This is a genomic window from Actinoplanes derwentensis (assembly GCF_900104725.1).
Taxonomy (GTDB): domain Bacteria; phylum Actinomycetota; class Actinomycetes; order Mycobacteriales; family Micromonosporaceae; genus Actinoplanes; species Actinoplanes derwentensis.
Genome location: NZ_LT629758.1, coordinates 1,565,765 through 1,585,463 on the forward strand (window position 1 = coordinate 1,565,765; position 19,699 = coordinate 1,585,463).

The 19,699-nt window shown below is 69.0% G+C and carries 22 protein-coding genes; 18 read left to right on the top strand and 4 right to left on the bottom strand.

The window, feature by feature from the left end; genetic code table 11:
- Nucleotides 1-465: 465 nt before the first annotated feature.
- The 6 genes from BLU81_RS07010 to BLU81_RS07040 all read left to right on the top strand — a co-directional run bounded on the left by BLU81_RS07010 (nucleotide 466) and on the right by BLU81_RS07040 (nucleotide 6,462).
- Nucleotides 466-1,044, top strand: coding sequence for a hypothetical protein (locus BLU81_RS07010; protein ID WP_092556716.1), 579 nt, complete (start codon nucleotides 466-468; stop codon nucleotides 1,042-1,044).
- A 145-nt stretch (nucleotides 1,045-1,189) separates the two neighbouring features.
- Nucleotides 1,190-1,645: a universal stress protein gene (locus BLU81_RS07015; RefSeq protein ID WP_092542696.1), complete on the top strand. Its 456-nt coding sequence runs from the start codon at nucleotides 1,190-1,192 to the stop codon at nucleotides 1,643-1,645.
- Nucleotides 1,646-1,714: 69 nt separating this feature from the next.
- On the top strand, nucleotides 1,715-4,423 hold the full coding sequence (locus tag BLU81_RS07020) for a cation-translocating P-type ATPase (protein ID WP_092542698.1): 2,709 nt from the start codon (nucleotides 1,715-1,717) through the stop codon (nucleotides 4,421-4,423).
- Nucleotides 4,420-4,737 (top strand): hypothetical protein, encoded by a 318-nt coding sequence (locus BLU81_RS07025; RefSeq protein WP_092542700.1) that lies wholly within the window; start codon nucleotides 4,420-4,422, stop codon nucleotides 4,735-4,737. Before BLU81_RS07020 ends, BLU81_RS07025 begins: the two co-directional genes overlap by 4 nt.
- Nucleotides 4,738-4,739: 2 nt before the next feature.
- Entirely contained in the window at nucleotides 4,740-5,381 is a 642-nt protein-coding gene (locus tag BLU81_RS07030; RefSeq protein WP_231954254.1) for a hypothetical protein, read from the top strand.
- 238 nt (nucleotides 5,382-5,619) lie between these two features.
- Complete coding sequence (locus tag BLU81_RS07040) at nucleotides 5,620-6,462, top strand: permease-like cell division protein FtsX (RefSeq protein WP_157751357.1); 843 nt, start codon at nucleotides 5,620-5,622, stop codon at nucleotides 6,460-6,462.
- Nucleotides 6,463-6,491: 29 nt separating this feature from the next.
- Here BLU81_RS07040 and BLU81_RS07045 read toward each other — a convergent pair whose 3' ends face one another.
- The gene (locus BLU81_RS07045; RefSeq protein ID WP_157751358.1) at nucleotides 6,492-6,635 is read right to left on the bottom strand and encodes a hypothetical protein; all 144 of its coding nucleotides are present in this window, start codon (nucleotides 6,633-6,635) and stop codon (nucleotides 6,492-6,494) included.
- Nucleotides 6,636-6,718: 83 nt separating this feature from the next.
- On the opposite strand from BLU81_RS07045, the gene BLU81_RS07050 reads away from it, so the two are divergent.
- From BLU81_RS07050 to BLU81_RS07060, 4 genes are all read left to right on the top strand, one after another.
- On the top strand, nucleotides 6,719-7,525 hold the full coding sequence (locus BLU81_RS07050) for an MEDS domain-containing protein (protein ID WP_172890506.1): 807 nt from the start codon (nucleotides 6,719-6,721) through the stop codon (nucleotides 7,523-7,525).
- Entirely contained in the window at nucleotides 7,522-8,478 is a 957-nt protein-coding gene (locus tag BLU81_RS07055) for a sensor histidine kinase (protein WP_092542708.1), read from the top strand. Before BLU81_RS07050 ends, BLU81_RS07055 begins: the two co-directional genes overlap by 4 nt.
- Before the next feature lie 45 nt (nucleotides 8,479-8,523).
- On the top strand, nucleotides 8,524-8,670 hold the full coding sequence (locus BLU81_RS47660) for a hypothetical protein (RefSeq protein ID WP_157751359.1): 147 nt from the start codon (nucleotides 8,524-8,526) through the stop codon (nucleotides 8,668-8,670).
- 69 nt (nucleotides 8,671-8,739) lie between these two features.
- Entirely contained in the window at nucleotides 8,740-9,327 is a 588-nt protein-coding gene (locus BLU81_RS07060; RefSeq protein ID WP_092542710.1) for a hypothetical protein, read from the top strand.
- 9 nt (nucleotides 9,328-9,336) lie between these two features.
- On the opposite strand, the gene BLU81_RS07065 is transcribed toward BLU81_RS07060, so the two are convergent.
- Nucleotides 9,337-9,807, bottom strand: coding sequence for a hypothetical protein (locus tag BLU81_RS07065; protein ID WP_157751360.1), 471 nt, complete (start codon nucleotides 9,805-9,807; stop codon nucleotides 9,337-9,339).
- A gap of 385 nt (nucleotides 9,808-10,192) precedes the next feature.
- Here BLU81_RS07065 and BLU81_RS07070 point away from each other — a divergent pair, with 385 nt between their 5' ends.
- The 4 genes from BLU81_RS07070 (at nucleotide 10,193) to BLU81_RS07085 (ending at nucleotide 13,564) form a co-directional block, all read left to right on the top strand.
- Nucleotides 10,193-10,408 carry a DNA-binding protein gene (locus BLU81_RS07070; RefSeq protein WP_092542714.1) on the top strand — a complete coding sequence of 72 codons (216 nt, stop codon included), beginning with the start codon at nucleotides 10,193-10,195 and terminating at the stop codon, nucleotides 10,406-10,408.
- 20 nt (nucleotides 10,409-10,428) lie between these two features.
- Complete coding sequence (locus BLU81_RS07075; protein ID WP_092542716.1) at nucleotides 10,429-11,874, top strand: hypothetical protein; 1,446 nt, start codon at nucleotides 10,429-10,431, stop codon at nucleotides 11,872-11,874.
- A gap of 183 nt (nucleotides 11,875-12,057) precedes the next feature.
- Entirely contained in the window at nucleotides 12,058-12,408 is a 351-nt protein-coding gene (locus BLU81_RS07080) for a hypothetical protein (RefSeq protein WP_092542718.1), read from the top strand.
- 199 nt (nucleotides 12,409-12,607) lie between these two features.
- Nucleotides 12,608-13,564: an AfsR/SARP family transcriptional regulator gene (locus tag BLU81_RS07085; RefSeq protein WP_157751361.1), complete on the top strand. Its 957-nt coding sequence runs from the start codon at nucleotides 12,608-12,610 to the stop codon at nucleotides 13,562-13,564.
- Nucleotides 13,565-13,699: 135 nt separating this feature from the next.
- Here BLU81_RS07085 and BLU81_RS07090 read toward each other — a convergent pair whose 3' ends face one another.
- Together BLU81_RS07090 and BLU81_RS07095 are read right to left on the bottom strand one after the other, a co-directional pair.
- Nucleotides 13,700-14,383: an SDR family NAD(P)-dependent oxidoreductase gene (locus BLU81_RS07090; protein WP_092542722.1), complete on the bottom strand. Its 684-nt coding sequence runs from the start codon at nucleotides 14,381-14,383 to the stop codon at nucleotides 13,700-13,702.
- Nucleotides 14,384-14,526: 143 nt separating this feature from the next.
- Complete coding sequence (locus BLU81_RS07095) at nucleotides 14,527-15,180, bottom strand: NAD(P)-dependent oxidoreductase (RefSeq protein WP_157751362.1); 654 nt, start codon at nucleotides 15,178-15,180, stop codon at nucleotides 14,527-14,529.
- Between the two features lie 128 nt (nucleotides 15,181-15,308).
- On the opposite strand from BLU81_RS07095, the gene BLU81_RS07100 reads away from it, so the two are divergent.
- The 4 genes from BLU81_RS07100 (at nucleotide 15,309) to BLU81_RS07115 (ending at nucleotide 19,596) form a co-directional block, all read left to right on the top strand.
- On the top strand, nucleotides 15,309-16,001 hold the full coding sequence (locus BLU81_RS07100; protein WP_092542726.1) for a TetR/AcrR family transcriptional regulator: 693 nt from the start codon (nucleotides 15,309-15,311) through the stop codon (nucleotides 15,999-16,001).
- Between the two features lie 87 nt (nucleotides 16,002-16,088).
- Nucleotides 16,089-16,568, top strand: coding sequence for a hypothetical protein (locus BLU81_RS07105; protein ID WP_092542728.1), 480 nt, complete (start codon nucleotides 16,089-16,091; stop codon nucleotides 16,566-16,568).
- 86 nt (nucleotides 16,569-16,654) lie between these two features.
- A complete protein-coding gene (locus BLU81_RS07110; RefSeq protein WP_157751363.1) occupies nucleotides 16,655-17,893 on the top strand; it encodes an RNA-guided endonuclease InsQ/TnpB family protein in 1,239 nt (412 codons plus the stop codon).
- Nucleotides 17,894-17,943: 50 nt separating this feature from the next.
- The gene (locus BLU81_RS07115) at nucleotides 17,944-19,596 is read left to right on the top strand and encodes an IS1182 family transposase (RefSeq protein ID WP_092540493.1); all 1,653 of its coding nucleotides are present in this window, start codon (nucleotides 17,944-17,946) and stop codon (nucleotides 19,594-19,596) included.
- Nucleotides 19,597-19,699: the final 103 nt, after the last annotated feature.

Consider the following 19,699-nt stretch of genomic DNA (forward strand, 5'->3'; position numbering starts at 1 on the left):
TGCTCATCGTCGAGGTGGGGACAGTCTGCGTGAGGAACGCACCTGATCACTGCGGAGGCGACGAGGCGCCGGGACCCTCGCAGTGGCCAAATACCAGGCCACCGGGGTCTCGGGCGACGCCTTGACCCTACGCCTGTTCACGTCGGCCGGTAGCGGGCGCCGGGTGGCCGGGCAGTCCAGGCGTAATGCGCGTACGGTCGGACTGTCGCCCGGGACCCCGGTGGCCGTTCGAGCCCCCCGTCCCGCCGACCTCTCCCACCGATCGTGGATCCTGCCACCGTCGACGTGGTCTCGAACGGCTTCGAGTCCCTACAGGATCACGGCTGCCGCCCTGAGTAGGTGGCGCCGCGATCCGATCGATCCGGGGGCGCGCTCGACGCGCCGCGGAACCTGCGCCATGAACACCGCAGAAGGAATGTGAGCGCGTTGGTCAACATCGCCGACGATCACGAATCCGCACCGACCGTGACCACTACTGAACGTCCAGAACGGGGAGCCAGGCACCAGACCAGCACCGCCACCGTCCCGGACACCGCCATCTCGATCACCGGCCGGACTGCCACCGCGACGCGATACCTGCTCGCCGGCATCCGGATCGCGCTGGGCTGGATCTTCCTGTGGGCTTTCCTCGACAAACTGTTCGGCCTCGGCCGCGGCACCCCCGCCGCGAACGCCTGGCTGGACGGCGGCAGCCCCACCGCCGGGTTTCTCGGCAAGGCAGCCAGCGGCCCCTTCGCCGGGGTCTACCACTCGATGGCCGGCAACACCGTCGTCGACGCGCTGTTCATGACGGCCCTGCTCGGCATCGGCACGGCGCTGATCCTCGGTATCGGCATGCGGCTCGCCGCGGCCTCGGGCGCACTGTTGACCGTCCTGATGTGGACCGCCGTCCTCCCGCCGGAGACCAACCCGTTCATGGACGACCACCTCATCTATGCCGCCGTCCTCATCCTGCTCGCGCTGCTCGGCGCCGGAACCACCTGGGGACTCGGCCGCCGATGGGCGGCGACTCCACTCGTACGACGCAACACCTGGCTCACGTAGCCCGAGCCCACGTCAACGTCGCGCCGGCCACCGCCGGTAGCCCGGCCGCGCCGTCACTACCAGAAGCCGCCAGGCCATGAGGCCATCGGAACCAGGCCCATCTCGCCCGCCCTTTCGAGCGGGATCCTCACGTCAGGAGCTCGACATGGTCGATCAGAAACCGGTACAGGATCATCGCATCGTCGTGGGCGTGGACAGCTCTGCCGGCTCGGTGGAAGCGCTGCGCTGGGCGCTGGCGTATGCCCGGCTGACCGGTGGGTCCGTCGAGGCTGTCGCCGCGTGGCAGGTGCCTCCCATGTACGTCTACGCCGCCGGCTGGACGCCTACTGGCATCGACGACGCCGGCATCATCAGGTACACCGAGAAGACTCTGGCCGAAACGGTGGCGCAGGCCCAGGACCAGCAGGACAGCCCCGTACCCGTCACCACCCGCGTCGTGCAGGGGCCCGCGGTGCAGGTCCTGGTCGAGGCCGGTAAGGGGGCGGAACTGATGGTTCTGGGCAGCCGCGGCCACGGTGCCTTCGCCGGCATGCTGCTCGGCTCGGTCAGTCAACACTGCGTCCAGCACGCCACCTGCCCCACCGTCGTCATCCCGAAGTAGACCGGCGCCCGGACCGGACGCATCGGGCACGTCAGCATTGTCGGCGACGGCAGGTGAAGAGGCTCAACCATGACCGCATCAGCAACCGCGCCGGAGAACACCACCGGTATCGAGGTGAACGCCCGGGAACCGGTCGCCGTGCTGCTCCGCGACCTGCGCACCTCACCACAGGGGCTGGCCGGCCGCGAAGCCGCCCGCCGGACCGTCGTGCACGGGCCCAACGAACTGGCCCGGCGCACCGGCCGGCGCTGGCCCGGCGAGTTGCTGTCGCAGTTCACCCAGCCCCTGGCCATCCTGCTGGCCGTCGCCGCCGGACTCGCCTGGGCCGGCGGCACCCCGGCACTCGCCGTCGCCGTGGTGGCGGTGATCCTGCTCAACGCGGGCTTCGCGTTCGTCCAGGAGATGCAGGCCGAACACGCCGTCGACGCCCTCGCCGCGTTCCTGCCCGCGACGGCCCGGGTGATCCGCGACGGCGCCCGGGCGGAGATCCCCGCCCGGGACCTGGTACCCGGTGACGTTCTGGTCATCGCCGAAGGTGACCGGGTCAGCGCCGACGCCCGACTCATCGACGGCGCGATCACCGTCGATGAGTCCGCGCTGACCGGCGAATCGGTGCCCGCGTCCCGCAGCGCTGAACCCACCGAGGTGACCGGCTCGCTGTTCGACGCCCACGACCTGGTCTTCAGCGGCACCACCTGCACCGGCGGCGAGGCCACCACCGTCGTGACCCGTACCGGCATGCACACCGAACTCGGCCGCATCGCCGCTCTGTCCCAACGAGGCTCCGCCCAGCCCAGCCCACTGGAGACCCAGGTACGCCGGGCGACGTGGATCATCGCGGTCGTCGCGGTCGCCGTCGGGGTGGCGTTCCTGCCCATCGGTGTCTGGGCAGGTCTCGGCTGGAGCGCCGCGATCAGCTTCTCCATCGGCCTGATCGTCGCCAACGTTCCCGAAGGCCTGCTGCCGACCATCACCCTCGCCCTGGCCGTCGGCGTCCGGGAACTCGCCCGCAAGGGCGCCGTCGTGAAACGCCTCTCCGCCGTGGAGACCCTCGGCTCGACCACTGTCATCTGCACCGACAAGACCGGCACCCTCACCGAGAACCGGATGACCGTCACCCGGATGTGGCTGCCCGGTATCGAACTCGGCGCCGGAGGGAAGATCGACGACCCGCGTGCCGCGGTTCTCGCCGCGGCGGCGGCCGCCTGCACCAGCGCCCAGCAACCGACCGACGCTTCACCCTCGGGCAGCGGTGACCCCACCGAACTGGCCCTGTTACGCCTGGCCGCACACCAGGGCGTCGCGGTGACAACTGCGGCACGTGCCGCCGCCCGCCGGACGATCTTCCACTTCGACGCCCACCTCAAACGCATGACCAGCGTCGACGCGACCGCCGGCGTCGTCGCTGTACACACCAAAGGGGCACCGGAGACGGTGCTGCCATGCTGCACCCCGTTGGACGAGCCGACCCGCCGCGAACTGCAACACACCATCGACCGGTACGCGGCAGACGGGCTGCGTGTCCTCGCCGTCGCGCACCGGATCTGTCCGGCGGGCGAACCCGCCCCGGTTCGCCGCGACGACGCCGAGACCGGCCTGACACTGCTCGGACTGATCGCGATGGCCGACCCCGCCCGTGAGGGTGTGGCCGAGGCGGTCGCCAGCGCCCACCGGGCCGGCATCCGCATCCACGTCATCACCGGCGACTATGGGCCCACCGCCGCAGCGATCGCCCACCAGGTCGGCATCGGCCGAACCGGTGGACGCATCGTGGCCGGTGAGGAACTCGACCGGCTCAGCGACGCCGACCTCGACCATCTCGTCGCCGGCGACGAGGAGATCGTGTTCGCGCGGGCTTCACCGGAGGCGAAACTGCGGATCTGCGAGGCCCTGCGCGCCGGCGGGAACATCGTGGCGATGACCGGCGACGGCGTCAACGACGCCCCCGCGCTGCGGCACGCCGACATCGGCGTGGCGATGGGCCGATCCGGCACGGACGTCGCCCGCGAAGCCGCGACGATGGTCCTGACCGACGACAACTTCGCCACCATCGTCACCGCCGTCGACGCGGGACGCCGGGTCTTCGCCAATGTCCGAAAGTTCGTGCTCTACATCTTCGCCCACGCCGTACCCGAAGTCGTTCCGTTCCTGGTCTTCGCCCTGTCCGGCGGCACGATCCCACTGCCGCTGACGGTATTGCAGATCCTGGCGATCGACCTCGGCACCGAGACACTGCCCGCCCTTGCACTGGGCCGCGAACCCGCCGAACCCGGCCTGATGGACCGCCCGCCCCGGCCACGCCGCACCGGCGTCATCGACCGTGGGCTGCTGCTACGCGCCTGGCTGCTGCTCGGCGGGATCTCGGCGCTGCTGGTCATGGGCGGCTACCTCTACACCCTCATGCGTGCCGGCTGGCATCCTGGCGACCCCACAGGGCCCGGCACCGCCCTGCACCAGGCCTACCTGCAGGCCACCACGATCACGTTCGCCGGAATCGTCGCCTGCCAGATCGGCACCGCCTTCGCGGCCCGCACCGACCGGGCGTCACTGTTCACCGTCGGCCTGTTCAGCAACCCCCTGCTGCTCTGGGGCATCCTCTTCGAACTGGTCTTCACCGCCGCCGTCATCTACACACCGTGGCTGCAGGACATCTTCGGCACCGCGGCACTCAGCCTCTCCCAGCTCGCGATCATCGCCCCGTTCCCGTTCATCGTCTGGGGCATCGACGAAGCGGCACGCTGGATGGCCCGGCACCGCACCTCGAGGAGGCCGACATGACGGTCTTCCCTATCACACCCGATCACACCCGGCCGGCGGATCACCACGCCGCGCCTCGAACCGGGAACCGGCTGCTCGGCGCCGGACTGATCCTGCTCGGTACCGCGGTCGGTGCGGTGGCGGTGCTGGGTCCGCTGGTGTCGGGTGTACTGCGGTACCGCAGTACACCCGACGAGCCTGAATCAGATCATCGGAGGCGACGCCGCCACGTTCGCGATCCGCGCCTGGCACAGCACCCCGCCGGCAGAGCTACCGGCTACCTCTACCGGCCGCTGTTTCGGCGGCACCTGGCCGACCTCGACTTGAAGCGCTGATCATGAGCCTCTCGCCGCCCGGCGCCGGAACACCGGATGCCGCCGATGCACCTGCCGGCAACGGGCCGGTGTCCGATGGCGTGATGCTGTACTGGCTGCCGCTCGGTGCCGGCGGTCATTGTGTGCGCCGCAACGGGCGCGTCTTCGAGCTGCTCGTCGCCCGTCACGAACGCCGGCAGGTCCGTGACCTCTACCACTCCGCGTTGGAAGTCCGCCTGGGCACGCGGCGTTTCGTCATCGAGATGACCCCGGTGCTGGGCGGTGGGGCCGCGAATCGCGGCGTCGTGTGCGAAGGCCCGGTCGGTTGCCGTCGGCTGCGCCGTTCAAAGCTGTTCCGGTACGAGATCAGGAGCTGGCGCGACGGCACCATCCCCGACGTGGCAGAGGCCGTGGCCAGCCCGAGCACTGTCAGCGTCGACGCCGGCCGCGCGCGAGAGGTCCTGCGGCTGGTACCGCTGGTTCCCACCCTTACCTGGGGCCGCGACGAAAGCCGCACCGGCGAGATGTGGAACTCCAACTCCCTCACGGCGTGGCTCCTGGCCCGCAGCGGCCACCACATGAACACCATCCGCCCACCCGAACGCGGACGCGCTCCCGGCTGGAACGCCGGCCTGGTGATTGCCGCCCGCCAGCAGAACACTTGAGCCTCGATCACGGCAGCCAGATCCCCGGTGGCCGAGGTTGTCGGTCAGGCTTCAGCCGTAGCTCGAGTCGCGTTGTGCTTGAGTGTCTGGCTGTGACCAGCCTGGCCTATCCCCCCACACTCCACGATGGCTATATTCGCGTGCGCCCGTGGCGTGACACGGATCTGAACTGCGTCGAGCAGGCCTCCCGCCGAACTGGACCGGCGCGACGTTCCGGGCCGACCGCGACGGCCTCACCTTGCGATTCGACGACACGATCGTGGAGAAACAGGCTCCGTGGGACTCGGAGGGCTCGGTCAGTTTCGACGTGCCCCGGCGGCCGTCCGGCGTGCTGTGGGCGGTCGTGATCGTCGGTGGCCTGGCCGGGGCGCTGGCTACCTGGCTGTTCACCGGCTGGGTGGCACGCCGGGTCGAAAGTCGCCCGGAGTTGCCCGTCCCCGCGGCCGTCGTCGCCGGCATCGCCCTGCTGATGTTGCTGCCCACCGCCGCATTCGCCTGGCTGTGGCCACTCGACGACAGCATGGCGTCCGGCGCGGAGCTCGGGTTGATCGGCCTGCACCTGTTGCTGTCCTGGACCCGGGTCCTGGTTCTGCTCACGGTCCTGGTTTTCGCGCTGCCGGCGGCGTTCCCACAGCCCAGGCGGTTGCTGGCCGCGGGGGTGGCGACTCTCGCCCTGGCGGCGGTGGTCTTCGCGGGGAGCGCCCGCGCCCTGTTTCCCGCGACGCCCGCGGTGACTGCCGGTTCGTGCGTCCCGGCGGTGCCGGCCGCCGACGATCCGCACAGTTCCTGGGCGTTCGTCTTCATCCGTTCGCAGACCATCGCCGAGCAACGCAACTACATCGAGGCGGCGATCAGCCGGAATCCCGGCGTCTACTCGTACGGTTTCGTCGCCGAGGATCCCGCTTCGCAGCCCTACCGCGACGCCTACCGCGACGGCCGCCCACTGCCCGCCGGTACCGGTACCGGCTCCGGCCTGCCGTACTTCTGGCAGGTCGACCTCAACAACCCCGGCGGCCTGATCGCCGGCTTGGCCGCCGAGGTCTCCGGCATGCCCGGAGTGATCGCCGTCCGCGCCTCCTGACGCGTTTCACTGCTTCCGCCCCGGGAGTTTCACCGGACGAAGAGCAGCGGTACGACAGAGGCCAAGAAGCGCGACATCGACGGCCGTTCGTCGATGTCCAAGGCCCGGCTCGAACACGCGTCGGCCCGCTGACCGGGCATCCGGCCCGGCCTCGCGGTGCCAAGCCGGATCATGCCGGCCACCGCGAACCAGGCAACCATCTGATCGTGGCCAGGCTGCATCGCCAGCGATGGTCGGTGGCGGCTACTCTCGCGGCATGACCACCGCGACTCCGTCTCACGAGTGCTGGTCATATGACGATCACCAAACCCTGGACGAGTACGCCACGGAGTTCCTGCGTGCCGGGCTCGCCGCTGGTGAACGGGTTTGGTACGTGCCCGGCCCCCGGTCCCGCACCGTCGCCGACTGGCTGCGCAGTGCCAGCCAGTCGGCGCGTCCGGACTCGGCTCGGATCATCGTCCGGCAGGACGCGTACACCGCCGGGTTGGTCGTCGACCCGGCCGAGCAGATCGCAACGTACGCGGCCGTGACGCAGGCCGCTCTCGCGGACGGCTTCACCGGCTTCCGAGTGGTCGCCGATGTCACGGCACTGGTGCGGACCCCCGAGCAGCGCGACGCGTTCGCCCGCTACGAGTACACCATCGGTCGCTACATGCGCGTCGCGCCGATGCGCGCGCTGTGCACCTACGACCGGCGCGAACTCGGCGCCCGGGTGGTCGACTCGCTGGCGTGCCTGCACGAGACGAGTCACGCCAGCGAGTTGACGTTTCAGCTGTACGCCGGCCTGACCCGAGCGGAGACGGTGCTCGACGGCGAGCTGGACATGGCCACCGAGGACCTTTTCAGCGACGCGTTGTGGCGTACCGATCTGGATCCGGCCGGCGGCGAGGTGACGGTGGACGCCCGTGGCCTGCGTTTCATCGACCACGGGTCTCTGCTCGCCGTGCAGCGTTACGCGCGAACGCGGCAGATCACCGCCGTGGTCCGTACCGGCCTGAGCTCCGCGGTTCGCCTTGCCGAGCTGCTTGAACTACCGAACGTGCGCGTGGAGATGGTGCAATGAGGACAGGAGCCGCCGCCGGGCACGCCGGTTATTACCACACGGCCGGTTGTTTCGGGTCGGACGAGGAACTGCTCGGCCTGGCCGTGCCCTTCCTGACGGACGGCGTCGTGAGCTGCGAACCCAGCGTGGTGGTCCTCGACGATCGCAATGCGGAGCTGGTACGGGCCGCGCTGCCGGCGGGTGCCGAAGTCACGTTTCTGCCGGGTGGTGCGGTGTACGAGCGGCCGGCCGCGGCCATCCGGGCGTACCGCAAGATTCTGGCCGGTCATGTGGCCGCCGGCGCGTCGCAGATCCGCATCTTCGGTGAACTGACCACGGTCACGCAGGGTGTGACCTGGGACTGGTGGGCCCGTTACGAATCCGCCATCAACCAGGCCTACGACGACTTCCCGTTGTGGAGCATCTGCGCCTACGACACACGCTCGACCCCGCGTGCCGCGCTGGCCGACGTCATGCGCACCCATCCCCGTACGGCCATGCCGGACGGGCAATACCTGCCCAACGCCGGTTTCACCGACCCGCACCTCTACCTGAGTGAACAGCGTCCCCTGGTCCCGGACCCCCTGCAGGCGAGCGAGCCCACCGTCGAGTTGCTGAACCCGACCCTGTCCGAAGCCCGCCAGGCAGTCCACGCAGCCGACCGCGGCCACGTCGCGTCCATGGAAGTGGAGGACCTGGTAGTGGCGGTCAGTGAGACGGTGGCCAATGCCCAGCGGCACGGCAGCGGCCCGGTCCAGCTGCGGCTGTGGAGCGGTACCGATCGTCTCGTCGCGACGATCACCGACGCCGGCGCCGGGCCCGACGACCCGTTCGCGGGCCTGCTGCCCGCCGGTGACGGCACGAACGGCGGGCTCGGACTGTGGATCGCCCACCAGTCCTGCAACCACGTCGCCCTGCACCGGCACGCTGACGGCTTCACGATCCGGCTGACCGCCGGCAACCCCCACCACTGACCGACCGCGTACGACGATCCAGCCCTGTCCCGACCGATCGGCGACGTGCGGTTCGACGTCACGGTGCCGGAACGTCAGCCGAATTTCGTCGGCGAGCGCGGCGACCTCGCCGGCAGCGCGACCGCCTGCTTCCGCTACACGCTCGAGTTGTACGCCGACACGACGTTCCAGGGAATCCACCCGGTGCGCTGACCGCGCCCGTTCCGGGGCCGGGCTCGGAGCGGGTCCGCGGGCTGTGGCCGGGGGAGCTACGGTGGGCGGATGTCTTCCAGACTGTCCCCTGCGGAATGGGTACGACGGCGCCGGGCCGATCTCGTCGACCGCCGGCTGGAGGTCGCCGGTGCGCGGGCGTTCGCCCGGCTCGACAGCCTCGGCGAGAGCTGGCACATCGTGGACTGGTCGGAGACCGGCCTGTCGCGCCGGCATGACGAGTCCGATCCGCTGGGCGCCCGCGCCGGTTTCCTGGCCGTCGGGCCCGGCGGAGTGTATGCGGTCACCGTCGCCGATCAGATGCTCTTCCGGGTCCTGATCGTCGGCGACGTGGTGCAGATCAACGGCAAGCGATTGGGGTACGTCGCCGAAGCCAAACGGGCCGCTAGCCGTGCCGCCACGGCCCTGTCCTCAGCGGCCGGGATCCCGGTGCCGGTCGTCCCGGTGCTGGCCTTCACCGGCGCGGGCACCCTGAGCACCCACGGCGTGACCACCACCTGCGCCATCGTCACCGAGCGTGAACTCGACAAGGTCCTCACGTCCAGCGGTCACCGGATCAGCCCGGACACGGCCACCCGCCTCGCCCGGATCGCCAGGGACTGCGCCCCGGCCGCCGGCCAGTCCCCTCCGGAGCGCTGACTCGGCAGGTCAGTCCGGCCGGCGTTCGCGGCCGGCGTCGAGCAGGCCGTCGACGAGCATCTCCGCCTCGTCTGCTGAGATCGCCATCGTGGTGCTGAGCAGTTCGACTGCCTGCGCGCGCTGTCCGGATTCCACGAGCCCCACGATCCGAAGCCAGGTGTACGCGTCAGCCATCGCATCGCTGTCCCCGCCGGGTGCCGCCGGCAATTCGTCGGGCGCAGCAGTGGCATCCGGATATCTCACGCCGGTGTCTTCGACGGGGCCGGCGGCACCGGATGCGGTCTCGCGCACGCGGGTGTCAGCGATCCGGTTGGCCGCGTCCAGCAGGCTGGGGTCCGCGGCGTCGACCCGCGCCTGCATCTCACGTACTTGGCCGTCCAGCAGGTCCCGGCTGTCGTTACGACGGCGCAGCGCCATCGTGATCACCGCGATGGCCACGACCGCAACGAGGAAACCCACCGCCAACTCCAGCAGGCTCACGTCGGTACCACCGGGACTCATGAGGTCAGGCCGCCTCGATCGCTTCGGTCTCCCACCACATGCAGGACATCGTAGTGCCGAGGTGGAGCAGCTCCGGGTCTCAGGCACGGCGAATGGAGAGCATTCAATCCGTCGGCGACTCGATCAACGACGCCTCTTGGACCCGCACCCGGATGGTAGTGGCGTGATCGGCGGAAGCGTCGAACGCATCACGGCGAGCCGAGATGGCGGGAACGAGACGGGCCCGGGTTGACTGACTGCGGGGCGGATTCAGCCGCCCGGGGGACTACTTCGGATTCGGCGGATCTGCGGTCGAGTCGGCGAGTGGAGGGAGACTGGTCTCGTCACTAGAGTCGCCGGTGTGACGAGAGAGCATTTCAATCTCATGGGTGCCCATGAGATCCGGATCCGGCTCGGCGGAGTGAGCCGCCAGCGTGCCTACATGATCACCACCCGGCCCGACTTCCCGAAACCGGTCGCTGACCTGTCACAGGGCAAAATCTGGCTCGCCGGCGAGGTCGAGAGGTGGATGGGTGTCCACCGCCGGCCGGCCGACAACGCTTGTACCGATGCAGTCGATGCCTGCCGGGCGGTCTGGTAGAGCTGGTTCATCATGGAGTCATGACGCGGAACCCGCTCCTGCCCGTGCTTGCCGGCTCCCGGGCCGTTCTGGTCGGCCGTGACGTACCCGAGCCGGACGTCGACTACGGCTCCGGCCGCGGCTGGGAGTCGGCCGAGCTGGCGACGACGCGGCTGAGTCAGGTCCTGGTCTCGCCGGCCCACCAGGCCTTCGAGATGACGGGCGTCACGGAGCTGGTCGGTAATCCATCCCCGGTCGAGGTGATGGAGGCGATGCGCCAGGCCGCCGCAGAGGCGTCCGACACCCTGCTGTTCTCCTTCTCCGCGACCGGCCCGATCAGCAACCAGTCCCAGCTGGCGACCGTCGCGCGGATCATGCAGAAGAGCGCGGCCACCCGCTTGGTGGTGCTGCTGGACTGCTCGGACTTCCCTTTCAGCGTGTCGCATTTCCTCCGCTTGGTCGACGCCGCCCCGAACCGCGTGTCGCTGCTCGCGGGCGAGCGAAGCATGCTGTTCGACACCGAGATCGACCCGTTGACCAGCAATCTCGCCGAGGCTATCGCGATCGGGGTTGAAGGCGGCCCTGAGGCGCTGGACCTGGTATCCCTGCGTGACGCGATCTGGGCCAAGTACATCGCGTTGCGGGAGACGGTCGACAACGAGTGGATCCTGGGTGAGAAGAGTCTGATCTGCCGTGGGGGAGAGCGGGTGGCGCTCGGCATCAACCCGGCGTTGCCGCCGGACGGGGCGGAGCCGCGCCGCGAAGTGTCCCGCAGCGTCGTACCACTCGGGAAAAGGAACATCCGTGAGAACCCTGATGTCAGGAATGCCGTGAGCCTGCTCATCAGAGCAATCCTGGCGGCGGCGCCGGCCTTATGGACGTCGAAGGTGGGCGCCGCGCCCGGCACCGTCAGTGTCCAAGAGCTGACGGCGGAGAACGAGGTACCGAAGCGCTACGTGTTGTTCCGAGCCGGCTCCGGTTGGCTGAGGGCGATCCATCACGGCGACAACTCTCCGCGGTCCACCCATACCCGTATTCACGTTGACGACGTCTACCAGCTCGCGCTGTTCCTGCGCCAGTTGCATGTGGACGGGGTATTCCCGGCACGGGGCTTCTCCGCGACAGCGGCCGTCAACGTCCCGTTCCCGCCGGGCAATGGGGGCATCGAGATCTACCTGCGGGCACTGATAGCGATGCAGGTTCCTGGGTGGACGGCGATCACGACCAGCGACCCGGCTGAAGTTCGCTGGAGGGCACAGGACCCCGAGGACCAGGGCCGGTCCGTCAGCATCGAGAAGCAGCCGGGAGACGAGGGCGGGGCCGTGACAGTGATCGGGACGACCGCGCTCGGAGTGGAGCAGCGGATCCTGCTGCCTCCCGAGGTGAGCCGGGACATCATGCACAGTGAACGGGCCGCCGACAACGTGCTCAAGGCCTTGACCACGATGGGGATCCTGCCGGTCGAGGCGCAATGGGGCAGTGCCTGAGCTGCGCCTCAGCAAATCCACAGTCGATTCGTCAGGGCGTGATGCGACGCTGCGACTCGCAATGCGGGCCGACGCCGGCGACATGTACCGGACGTGTCGGCCCACCGATCGTCAACGGGGACCGTCCCGCGAGAATCGAGGGCTGGGAATCACATGAAACGAGCACTGGCAATCTCTACGGCCGTGGCCACCATTCTGTTGGGAGCGATGCCGAGCGCCGCCCAAGCCGCCCGGCCCAAGTGGAGCAGCTCGGGTGTGAGTGGGGTGGAGGCCAAAGGCCAATACAGCAAGAGCGGGAGCCGTGTACACATCTACGGCACCCTGAAAGACACGGGGGGCGACAACAAGCAGGTCCGCCTCACGGTGCGTTTCAGCGGCGAGTGCTGCGCCCACAGCATCACGAACAAGAAGGGTGTCGGCAAGAGCGTCAAGGTTGACCTGACCTCGACACGGGCGGCACACCTGCATGTCAAGGAATGCAAGGGCGGCGGGCTCCACATCTGGACCTGCAGCAAGTGGAAGAAGATCTACTAAACCCTGCCAGCACGGTACGGGACCGGGCGCGGGCCTCGGGTGGGTCGCACGGCTGTCGAAGCCGATGTCGATCGACCCGGGGCCCGCGCCGCACATGGCCCGACGTCCTTGGCGGAGATTGCTACGGTCGTGACCGGACGGTCCATCGGGCGCTCTGCGGGGAGGTCGCGAGTTGGAGGAGGTGCGATTACTCGGGCCGGTGGAGATCGGTACCCGTACCGGATCGGTCCAGATAGGCGAGCCACGCCGGCTGGCAGTGCTGGCGGCCCTGGCGGTGGACACGGACCGGGTGGTGCCGACGACGACCCTGGTCGACCGGGTCTGGGGCGACGAGCCGCCCGGCCAGGCGGTGAAGACTCTCAGCACCTACATCACTAGGATCCGCCGGGTGCTGCACGAGTCCTTCCGGGATTCACCGGTGACCGTGGTCAACCAACCGGGTGGCTATCGGTTGACGGCCCGGCCCGACCAGGTGGACCTGTTCCGGTTCCGCGACCTCGTCGACGAGGCACGAGAGCAGGCCTGCCCCCGGGAGAAGCGGGCCATCGTCCTGCGGCAGGCTGTCGCGTTGCATCGCGGCGACCCGCTCACCGGGGCGAGCGGCGCGTGGGCGACCCGTACCCGGGAGCATCTGAACGGGGAACTGCTGGCGGCCCAAGCGGAGTGGGCCGAGGCGGAACTGGCCGTCGGCAACGCCGCGACGGTGCTGGCTCCGCTGGCCATCCTGACTGGCACCAATCCCCTGGTGGAGCCGTTGATCCTGGCGCTGGTGCGGGCGCTGGTGGCAGCCGGGCGTCCCACCGAGGCACTGGAACGGTGCCGTCTGCACCAGCAACGCCTCGTCACCGAGTACGGCACCGATCCCAGCCCACAACTGACGGCTCTCTACGCGTCGATACTGCGTTCCGACGATCTCGACGGACAGATCGGCCCGCCCCCGGCCGAGGCATCCCGGCCGGTGCCCGATCAGGACGGCCCGGGCCTTACCCGACCGCCCGCTCAGCTACCTCTCAGTGCTCGCGGCTTCGCCGGACGTGATGCCGAGCTTGCCGCGCTGGAGGGCATCAGCCGCTCCGGCGACGCGAACCCCGCAGCTCCGGCGGTCATCGCGATCTCCGGTATTGCCGGCATCGGGAAGCCGAACCCGGGAATCTGACACACTTTCGCGAACATCGACCTGTAAAACAGGTGACCCACGGCGGCAGCCGCCGACCATCGGTAATGGCTGGCCGCATCATGCGGCTGGCGCGCCGCATCCCCGTCGAGGGGCGTCCGGCTCAACGGCGTGTGCTCAGGACGTGGGTTGGTCACTGGGGAAAAAGACCTTCTCGGCCTGGTCGTGGTGGGTGTGCAGGTCCCAGTACAGCGGTGCGATCTCTTCGGGTGCGGTGGCGCCCGGCTGGCGGCCGATCCACGCGCCGATCGCGATGTGGCCGACCTGTACTCCTCGGGGTGCGGCGGCGGCGTGCAGACCGTGGGCCCAGCTGCGTAGCCACGCTGCGGCCGGGGCGACGTTGCCGAACATGTCGTGACCGAGCTCCGGGCGTACGGAGGAGGCGCCGGTGGTGAACAGGATCGTGCCTGATCCTCGGGCGAGCATCTCCGGGAGCACCTGGTTGACCGCCTCCACGGCGCCATGCACATAGAAGTCGAGCTGGATCTGCACGTTGTCGTGGGTCAGCTCGGTGGAGGAGGCCATCGGCAGCGTCGGGTTGGACGGCGAGTACTCGAGGACGTCGATCTGCCCGAATCGCTGTTTGACCGCTGCGAGGCCGGAGACGATCGATGGCCGGTCGAGGACGTCGGCGGCGAAGGCCGCCGCTTCGATGCCCTGGTCGGCCAGTGCGGCCACAACCGCCTCCAGCTTGGCCGGGGTACGCGACAGCAGCGCAACCTGGTGGCCCTCCTTGCCGAAGGTCTGGGCGATGGCGAGCCCCATTCCGGGACCGGCACCCATGATGGCGATGATCGGCATGACTTCTCCCTCGATGACAACAGCGTTGTGGACAGGGTGGTGAACAGCGGGTTCGGCCGGGCCGAGTGCCGCTGGGAATTCGTGAGGCGCAAGAGGTGCAGGCGGGGCGCCGCGTACAACTGCGCGGCAGTTTGCGGGGCCGGTCAGTGGCTGATCCGCAGCTCCTGCCGCGTGTATCGGTGGTCGTCGGCCTGAGCGAGCATGAACTGCGCGAGGTCGGCCCGGGAGATGCGCGAGCCGACCCGGTCCCCGGTTCCGCTCCCGGTGCTCACCTTGACCGTTCCCGTGCCGGGCTGGTCGTGGGGGGCGGTGACGACCACGATGGTCCAGTCCCGATCCGAGCCGCGAATGGCCTCGCCCACCTGAACCGTCTCGTTGACCATGGAGCGGGTGGCGGGCAGCCGCCCGAGCAGGGCGAAGCTCACGCTGCGTACCGCGCGCAGCAGGGGGTTGCGGGGCACCAAGATGCTCGGCCCCCAGCTGTAGACAAGCCTGCGGACGCCGTGGGTGCGCATCGCGGCCAGGATGGCGCCCGTTCCCGAGGCGAGGGGCAGATCCCGCGGCCCGCCGAACATCTTGGGGCTCAGCGCGGCGAGGACGGCGTCGGCGCCCCGAACGGCGTCGATGACGGCCGCCTTGTCGGTCAGTTCGCCCTGCGCGACCTCCAGCCGTTCGTGGCGCAGAGCGAGCTTCGCCGGATTGCGCATCAACGCCACCACGTCGTGCCCGGCGGCGAGCGCCTGCTCGACCAGGTGCGTGCCGGTGCGGCCGCTGGCCCCGACGATGGTCAGTTTCATCAAAGTCTCCCGAGCCTGGTCCGCGCGCCGAACAGCGGCACAACATCGCAACATGAGGACTGCCTCATGTTGTAAAGCCACCGTAGCACGGAAGTCGAGGCCCACCTCAAGTTGATAGGCTGTGGTGCATGTCCCCTGAACGCGCACCGGCCGCGACCCCCGCCTCCGCTCCCGCCCGGCCGCTGCGTCGCGACGCCCAGCGCAACCGCGACTCGCTGCTCGCCGCGGCTCGGGCTGTGTTCGCCGAGCAGGGGATGCAGGCGTCGCTGGAGCAGGTCGCCAAGCGTGCCGGGGTGGCCATCGGCACGCTCTACAACCACTTCCCCGCCCGGCTGGACCTGGTGCAGGAGGTCTTCGCCGACAAACTCGCGACCTGGGTCGCCGCCGCCGAGCAGGCCCTGAGCATGGACGACGCCTGGGACGGGCTGTGCCTGTTCCTGGAAACCATGTGCGAACTGCAGTCCCGCGACCGGGGCTTCAACGACTTCGCCTCGATCCGGCTGCCGGAGAACGCCTGCCTGGCCGGCCAGCAGACCCGGATCCATGAGCTCGGCGTGCGCATCGTCGAACGGGCGCGAGAGCAGGGCCGCCTGCGACCCGACCTGGTGCCCGAGGATCTCGCCTTCGTCATCTGGTCCCACAGCCGGATCATCGAGGCGACCGACGAGATCGCCCCGAACGCCTGGCGCCGCCACCTGTACCTCATGCTCGACGGCTTCCGCGCCGAGCGCGCCCACCCGCTGCCCGAACCGCCCCTGACCTCCGCACAGCTCTACCGCGCCATGCTCCGCCTCGGCGGCGCCGACCACGACACCGATTGACTACCCGGACCGCGATCGGCCCTGCGCTGGGACGGCGTCTCGGTGCACGTCTGCCCCGCGTCTCCTCCGCGTTGCGGTATCGCAAGCATGGGAAAGACCACCCTCGCCGTGCGCTGGGCGCACCTGGCCCGCAATCGGTTCCCCGGCGGCCAGCTCTACGTGAACCTCCGCGGCTTCGACCCCGACGGCATCATCACGGCCGACGACGCCGTGCGCCGTTTCCTCAGCGCTCTCGGCACACCGGCCCGCGACATCCCCTCCGATCCGGAGGAGCGCTGCGCCTTCTACCGTTCCCGGCTGGCCGGATCCCGGGTCCTGCTCGTGCTCGACAACGCCCGCGACGCCGCACACGTCCGGCCCCTGCTGCCCGGGGCGGCCTCCTGCCAGGTCGTGGTGACCAGCCGCAACCCGTTGACCGGACTGGTCGTCGCCGAAGGCGCACGTCCTCTCGTGCTCGGCGCCCTCGACGACACCCATTCCTACGCCGTCATCAGATTTCCTTCTGTGGATACTCCGGCCTTCAGGCCGGAGAGGAAACGGAACCCCTGCGGAGCAGGTCGGGGATAGCCGATCCGCCGTCAAGGCGGATAGGCGTCTACCACCCGCGACAAGCCCGCAAGATCGTTTCCAAACTATTGTGCTAACTTGTGAGCGTGACCTCAAGCGTGAAGCGGGCGTTCAAGTTCCGCTTCTACCCGGACCCGGAGCAGGCCGACCTGCTGAACCGGACGTTCGGGTGCGTGCGCAAGGTCTACAACCTGGCGTTGCAGGCCCGCACCGAGGGCTGGTACCAGCGCCAGGAGCGAGTCAACTACAACGCCACCAGCGCCATGCTGACCGCGTGGAAGAAGTCCGAGGAACTGGCCTTCCTCAACGAGGTGTCCTCCGTGCCCTTGCAGCAGTGCCTGCGGCACCTGCAAGGCGCGTTCTCCGCGTTCTGGGAGAAACGGACCCGCTACCCGCGCTTCAAGTCCAAGCGCAAGTCGCGGGCGTCGGCCGAGTTCACCCCGTCCGCGTTCCGCTTCAAGGACGGCAAGCTGACCCTGGCGAAGATGTCCGCTCCGCTGGACATCGTCTGGTCCAGGCCGCTGCCCGAGGGGCAGACACCGTCCACGGTGACGGTGTCGCGGGACTCGGCGGGCCGCTGGTTCGTGTCCCTGCTCTGCGAGGACATCCCGGCCCCGATGCCTGCCACCACGGCAGCGGTCGGGATCGACGCCGGGTTGACCCATCTGGTCACCCTGTCCACCGGGGAGAAGGTCGCCAACCCCCGCCACGAACGCACCGACCGCAAGCGGCTGGCCCGCGCGCAGCGAGAACTGGCCCGCAAGGACAAGGGCTCCAAGAACCGGGCCGAGGCCCGGCTCAAGGTTGCCCGCGTCCACGCCCGCATCACCGACCGGCGACGCGACATCCTGCACAAACTGACTACTCGGCTCGTTCGTGAGAACCAAACGATCGTGATCGAGGACCTGGCCGTACGCAACATGGTCAAGAACCACAGCCTGGCCCGCGCCATCAGCGACGCGGCCTGGCATGACTTCCGCTCCCTGCTGACCTACAAGGCCGAGTGGTACGGCCGGGACCTGGTCGTGATCGACCGCTGGTACCCGTCGTCCAAGGTCTGCTCGGCGTGCGGAGCCATCGCTGACAAGATGCCGCTGAACGTACGGGAATGGACGTGCCGGTGCGGCACGACCCACGACCGTGACGTGAACGCGGCACGCAACATTTTGGCCGCCGGGCTGGCGGTGTCTGCCTGTGGAGCCGGCGTAAGACCTCAACGGGGGAATCTCCGTTCGGGGCGGCAGGCTGTGAAGCAGGAACCCGGCGGGCGACCGCCGGAATCCCCGTCCTTTAGGACCCCGTTGGGGAACGGCCAAACCATCTGAATCCGCTTGTTGGCATGATTGTCGGGTTTGCCGGGTGGAAAGGGTTCAGGGTGTCGCTGGAAGCGTGGGATGACCGTGGGGTGCCGGAGTTGACCGCGCGGGTGGTGCGGGCGTCGTTCCCGAAGGGCACTCTCGCGGTGCGGATCCGAGACGCGCTCGGGCCGGTCTTTGGCGATTCGGCGTTCGCACTGGCGTTCCCGGCGGTGGGCCGTCCGGCGGCCTCGCCGGGGGTGTTGGCGCTGGTGTCGGTGCTGCAGTACGCGGAAGGGCTCAGCGACAGGCAGGCCGCTGACCAGGTCCGGGCCAGGATGGACTGGAAGTACCTGCTCGGTCTGGAACTCGATGATCCCGGTTTCGACTACACGATCCTTGGCGATTTCCGGGCCCGGCTGATCAAACATGGGCTGGAGGAGAAGGTCCTGGAGGTGATCCTGGACCACTGCTCGCGGCTGGGACTGCTGCGCGCCGGTGGCCGGCAACGCACCGACTCCACCCATGTGCTGGCAGCGGTGCGCACGTTGAACCGGATGGAGTTCGTCGGGGAAACCCTGCGGGCGGCCCTCGAAGTCCTGGCCAAGACCGCTCCACAGTGGCTCGCCCCACGCATCGATGCCGACTGGGCCGGGCGATACGGTGCCCGGATCGACTCGTACCGCTTCCCCAAGGGCGACGACGTGCGCATGCGGTGGGCTGAGCAGGTAGGGCGGGACGGCTATCTGATCCTGGACGCGGTCGCTGCACCCGGTGCGCCGGCATGGTTGCGGGAGATCCCGGCGGTCCAGGTCCTCGGCCAGGTGTGGGAGCAGCAGTACCAGCGTGCTGGTGAGGAGGTGCACTGGCGGGAGGGCAAAGACCTCCCGCCCAGTAGAAACCGGCTGGCCTCGCCGTACGACATCGACGCCCGCTACGGCCTCAAACGGGGTCTGGGCTGGTCCGGTTACAAGGTGCATTTCAGCGAGACCTGCGAGGCGGACCTGCCGCGGATCATCACTGGTGTGCTGACCACCGATGCCACAGTCACCGACACCGAGACAACCGGGACCATCCATCAGAACATGGCCTGCCGGCAACGAGTGCCGGGCGAACATGTGGTCGACGCCGGTTACGTCACCGCCGCGCACATCGTGACCGCTCGCGACGAACACGGTATCGATCTGCTCGGTCCGGTAGGACTGGATACCCACCAGGGCGAACGTTTCCCGCAGAGCGCCTTCCGCATCGACTGGCAGTCCAAGGCCGTGACCTGCCCGCAGGGCAAGACCAGTATCAGCTGGTCGGCCCAGCGCAAGAGCAGCGGCACCGAACTGGCACGAGTGCACTTCGCCGCCGGTGACTGCACGGGTTGCCCGGTCCGGGCCGAGTGCACCACTGCCAGCGTCAACAGTAAATGGGGTCGCAGCCTCACCCTGCTTCCCGCAGCTCAGCAGGAAGTCTTGGAGGCCAGACGTGGTGAACAGGTCACCGAGGCGTGGCAGCAGCGCTACCACATCCGCGCCGGAGTCGAGGCCACGATCTCCCAGGTCGTCCGGCACACCGGAATCCGGAGCACCCGATACACCGGTGCGGACAAGACCCACCTCGGTCACCTCCTCGCCGCTACCGCAGCCAACATCGTCCGCATCGACGCCTGGCTCACCGGAACACCACTCGGCCGAACCAGAACCAGCCACCTCACCCAACTCGACCTCGACCTCGCTGGCTGAAGGTCGTTACATACCGTTTTGGCGGGACTGTAACCCAAAAGGTGTTTTTGGCCTGATTCGCCGGACTTGAGGGTCGGCGGGATGGGCACTGTGAGTAATGGCA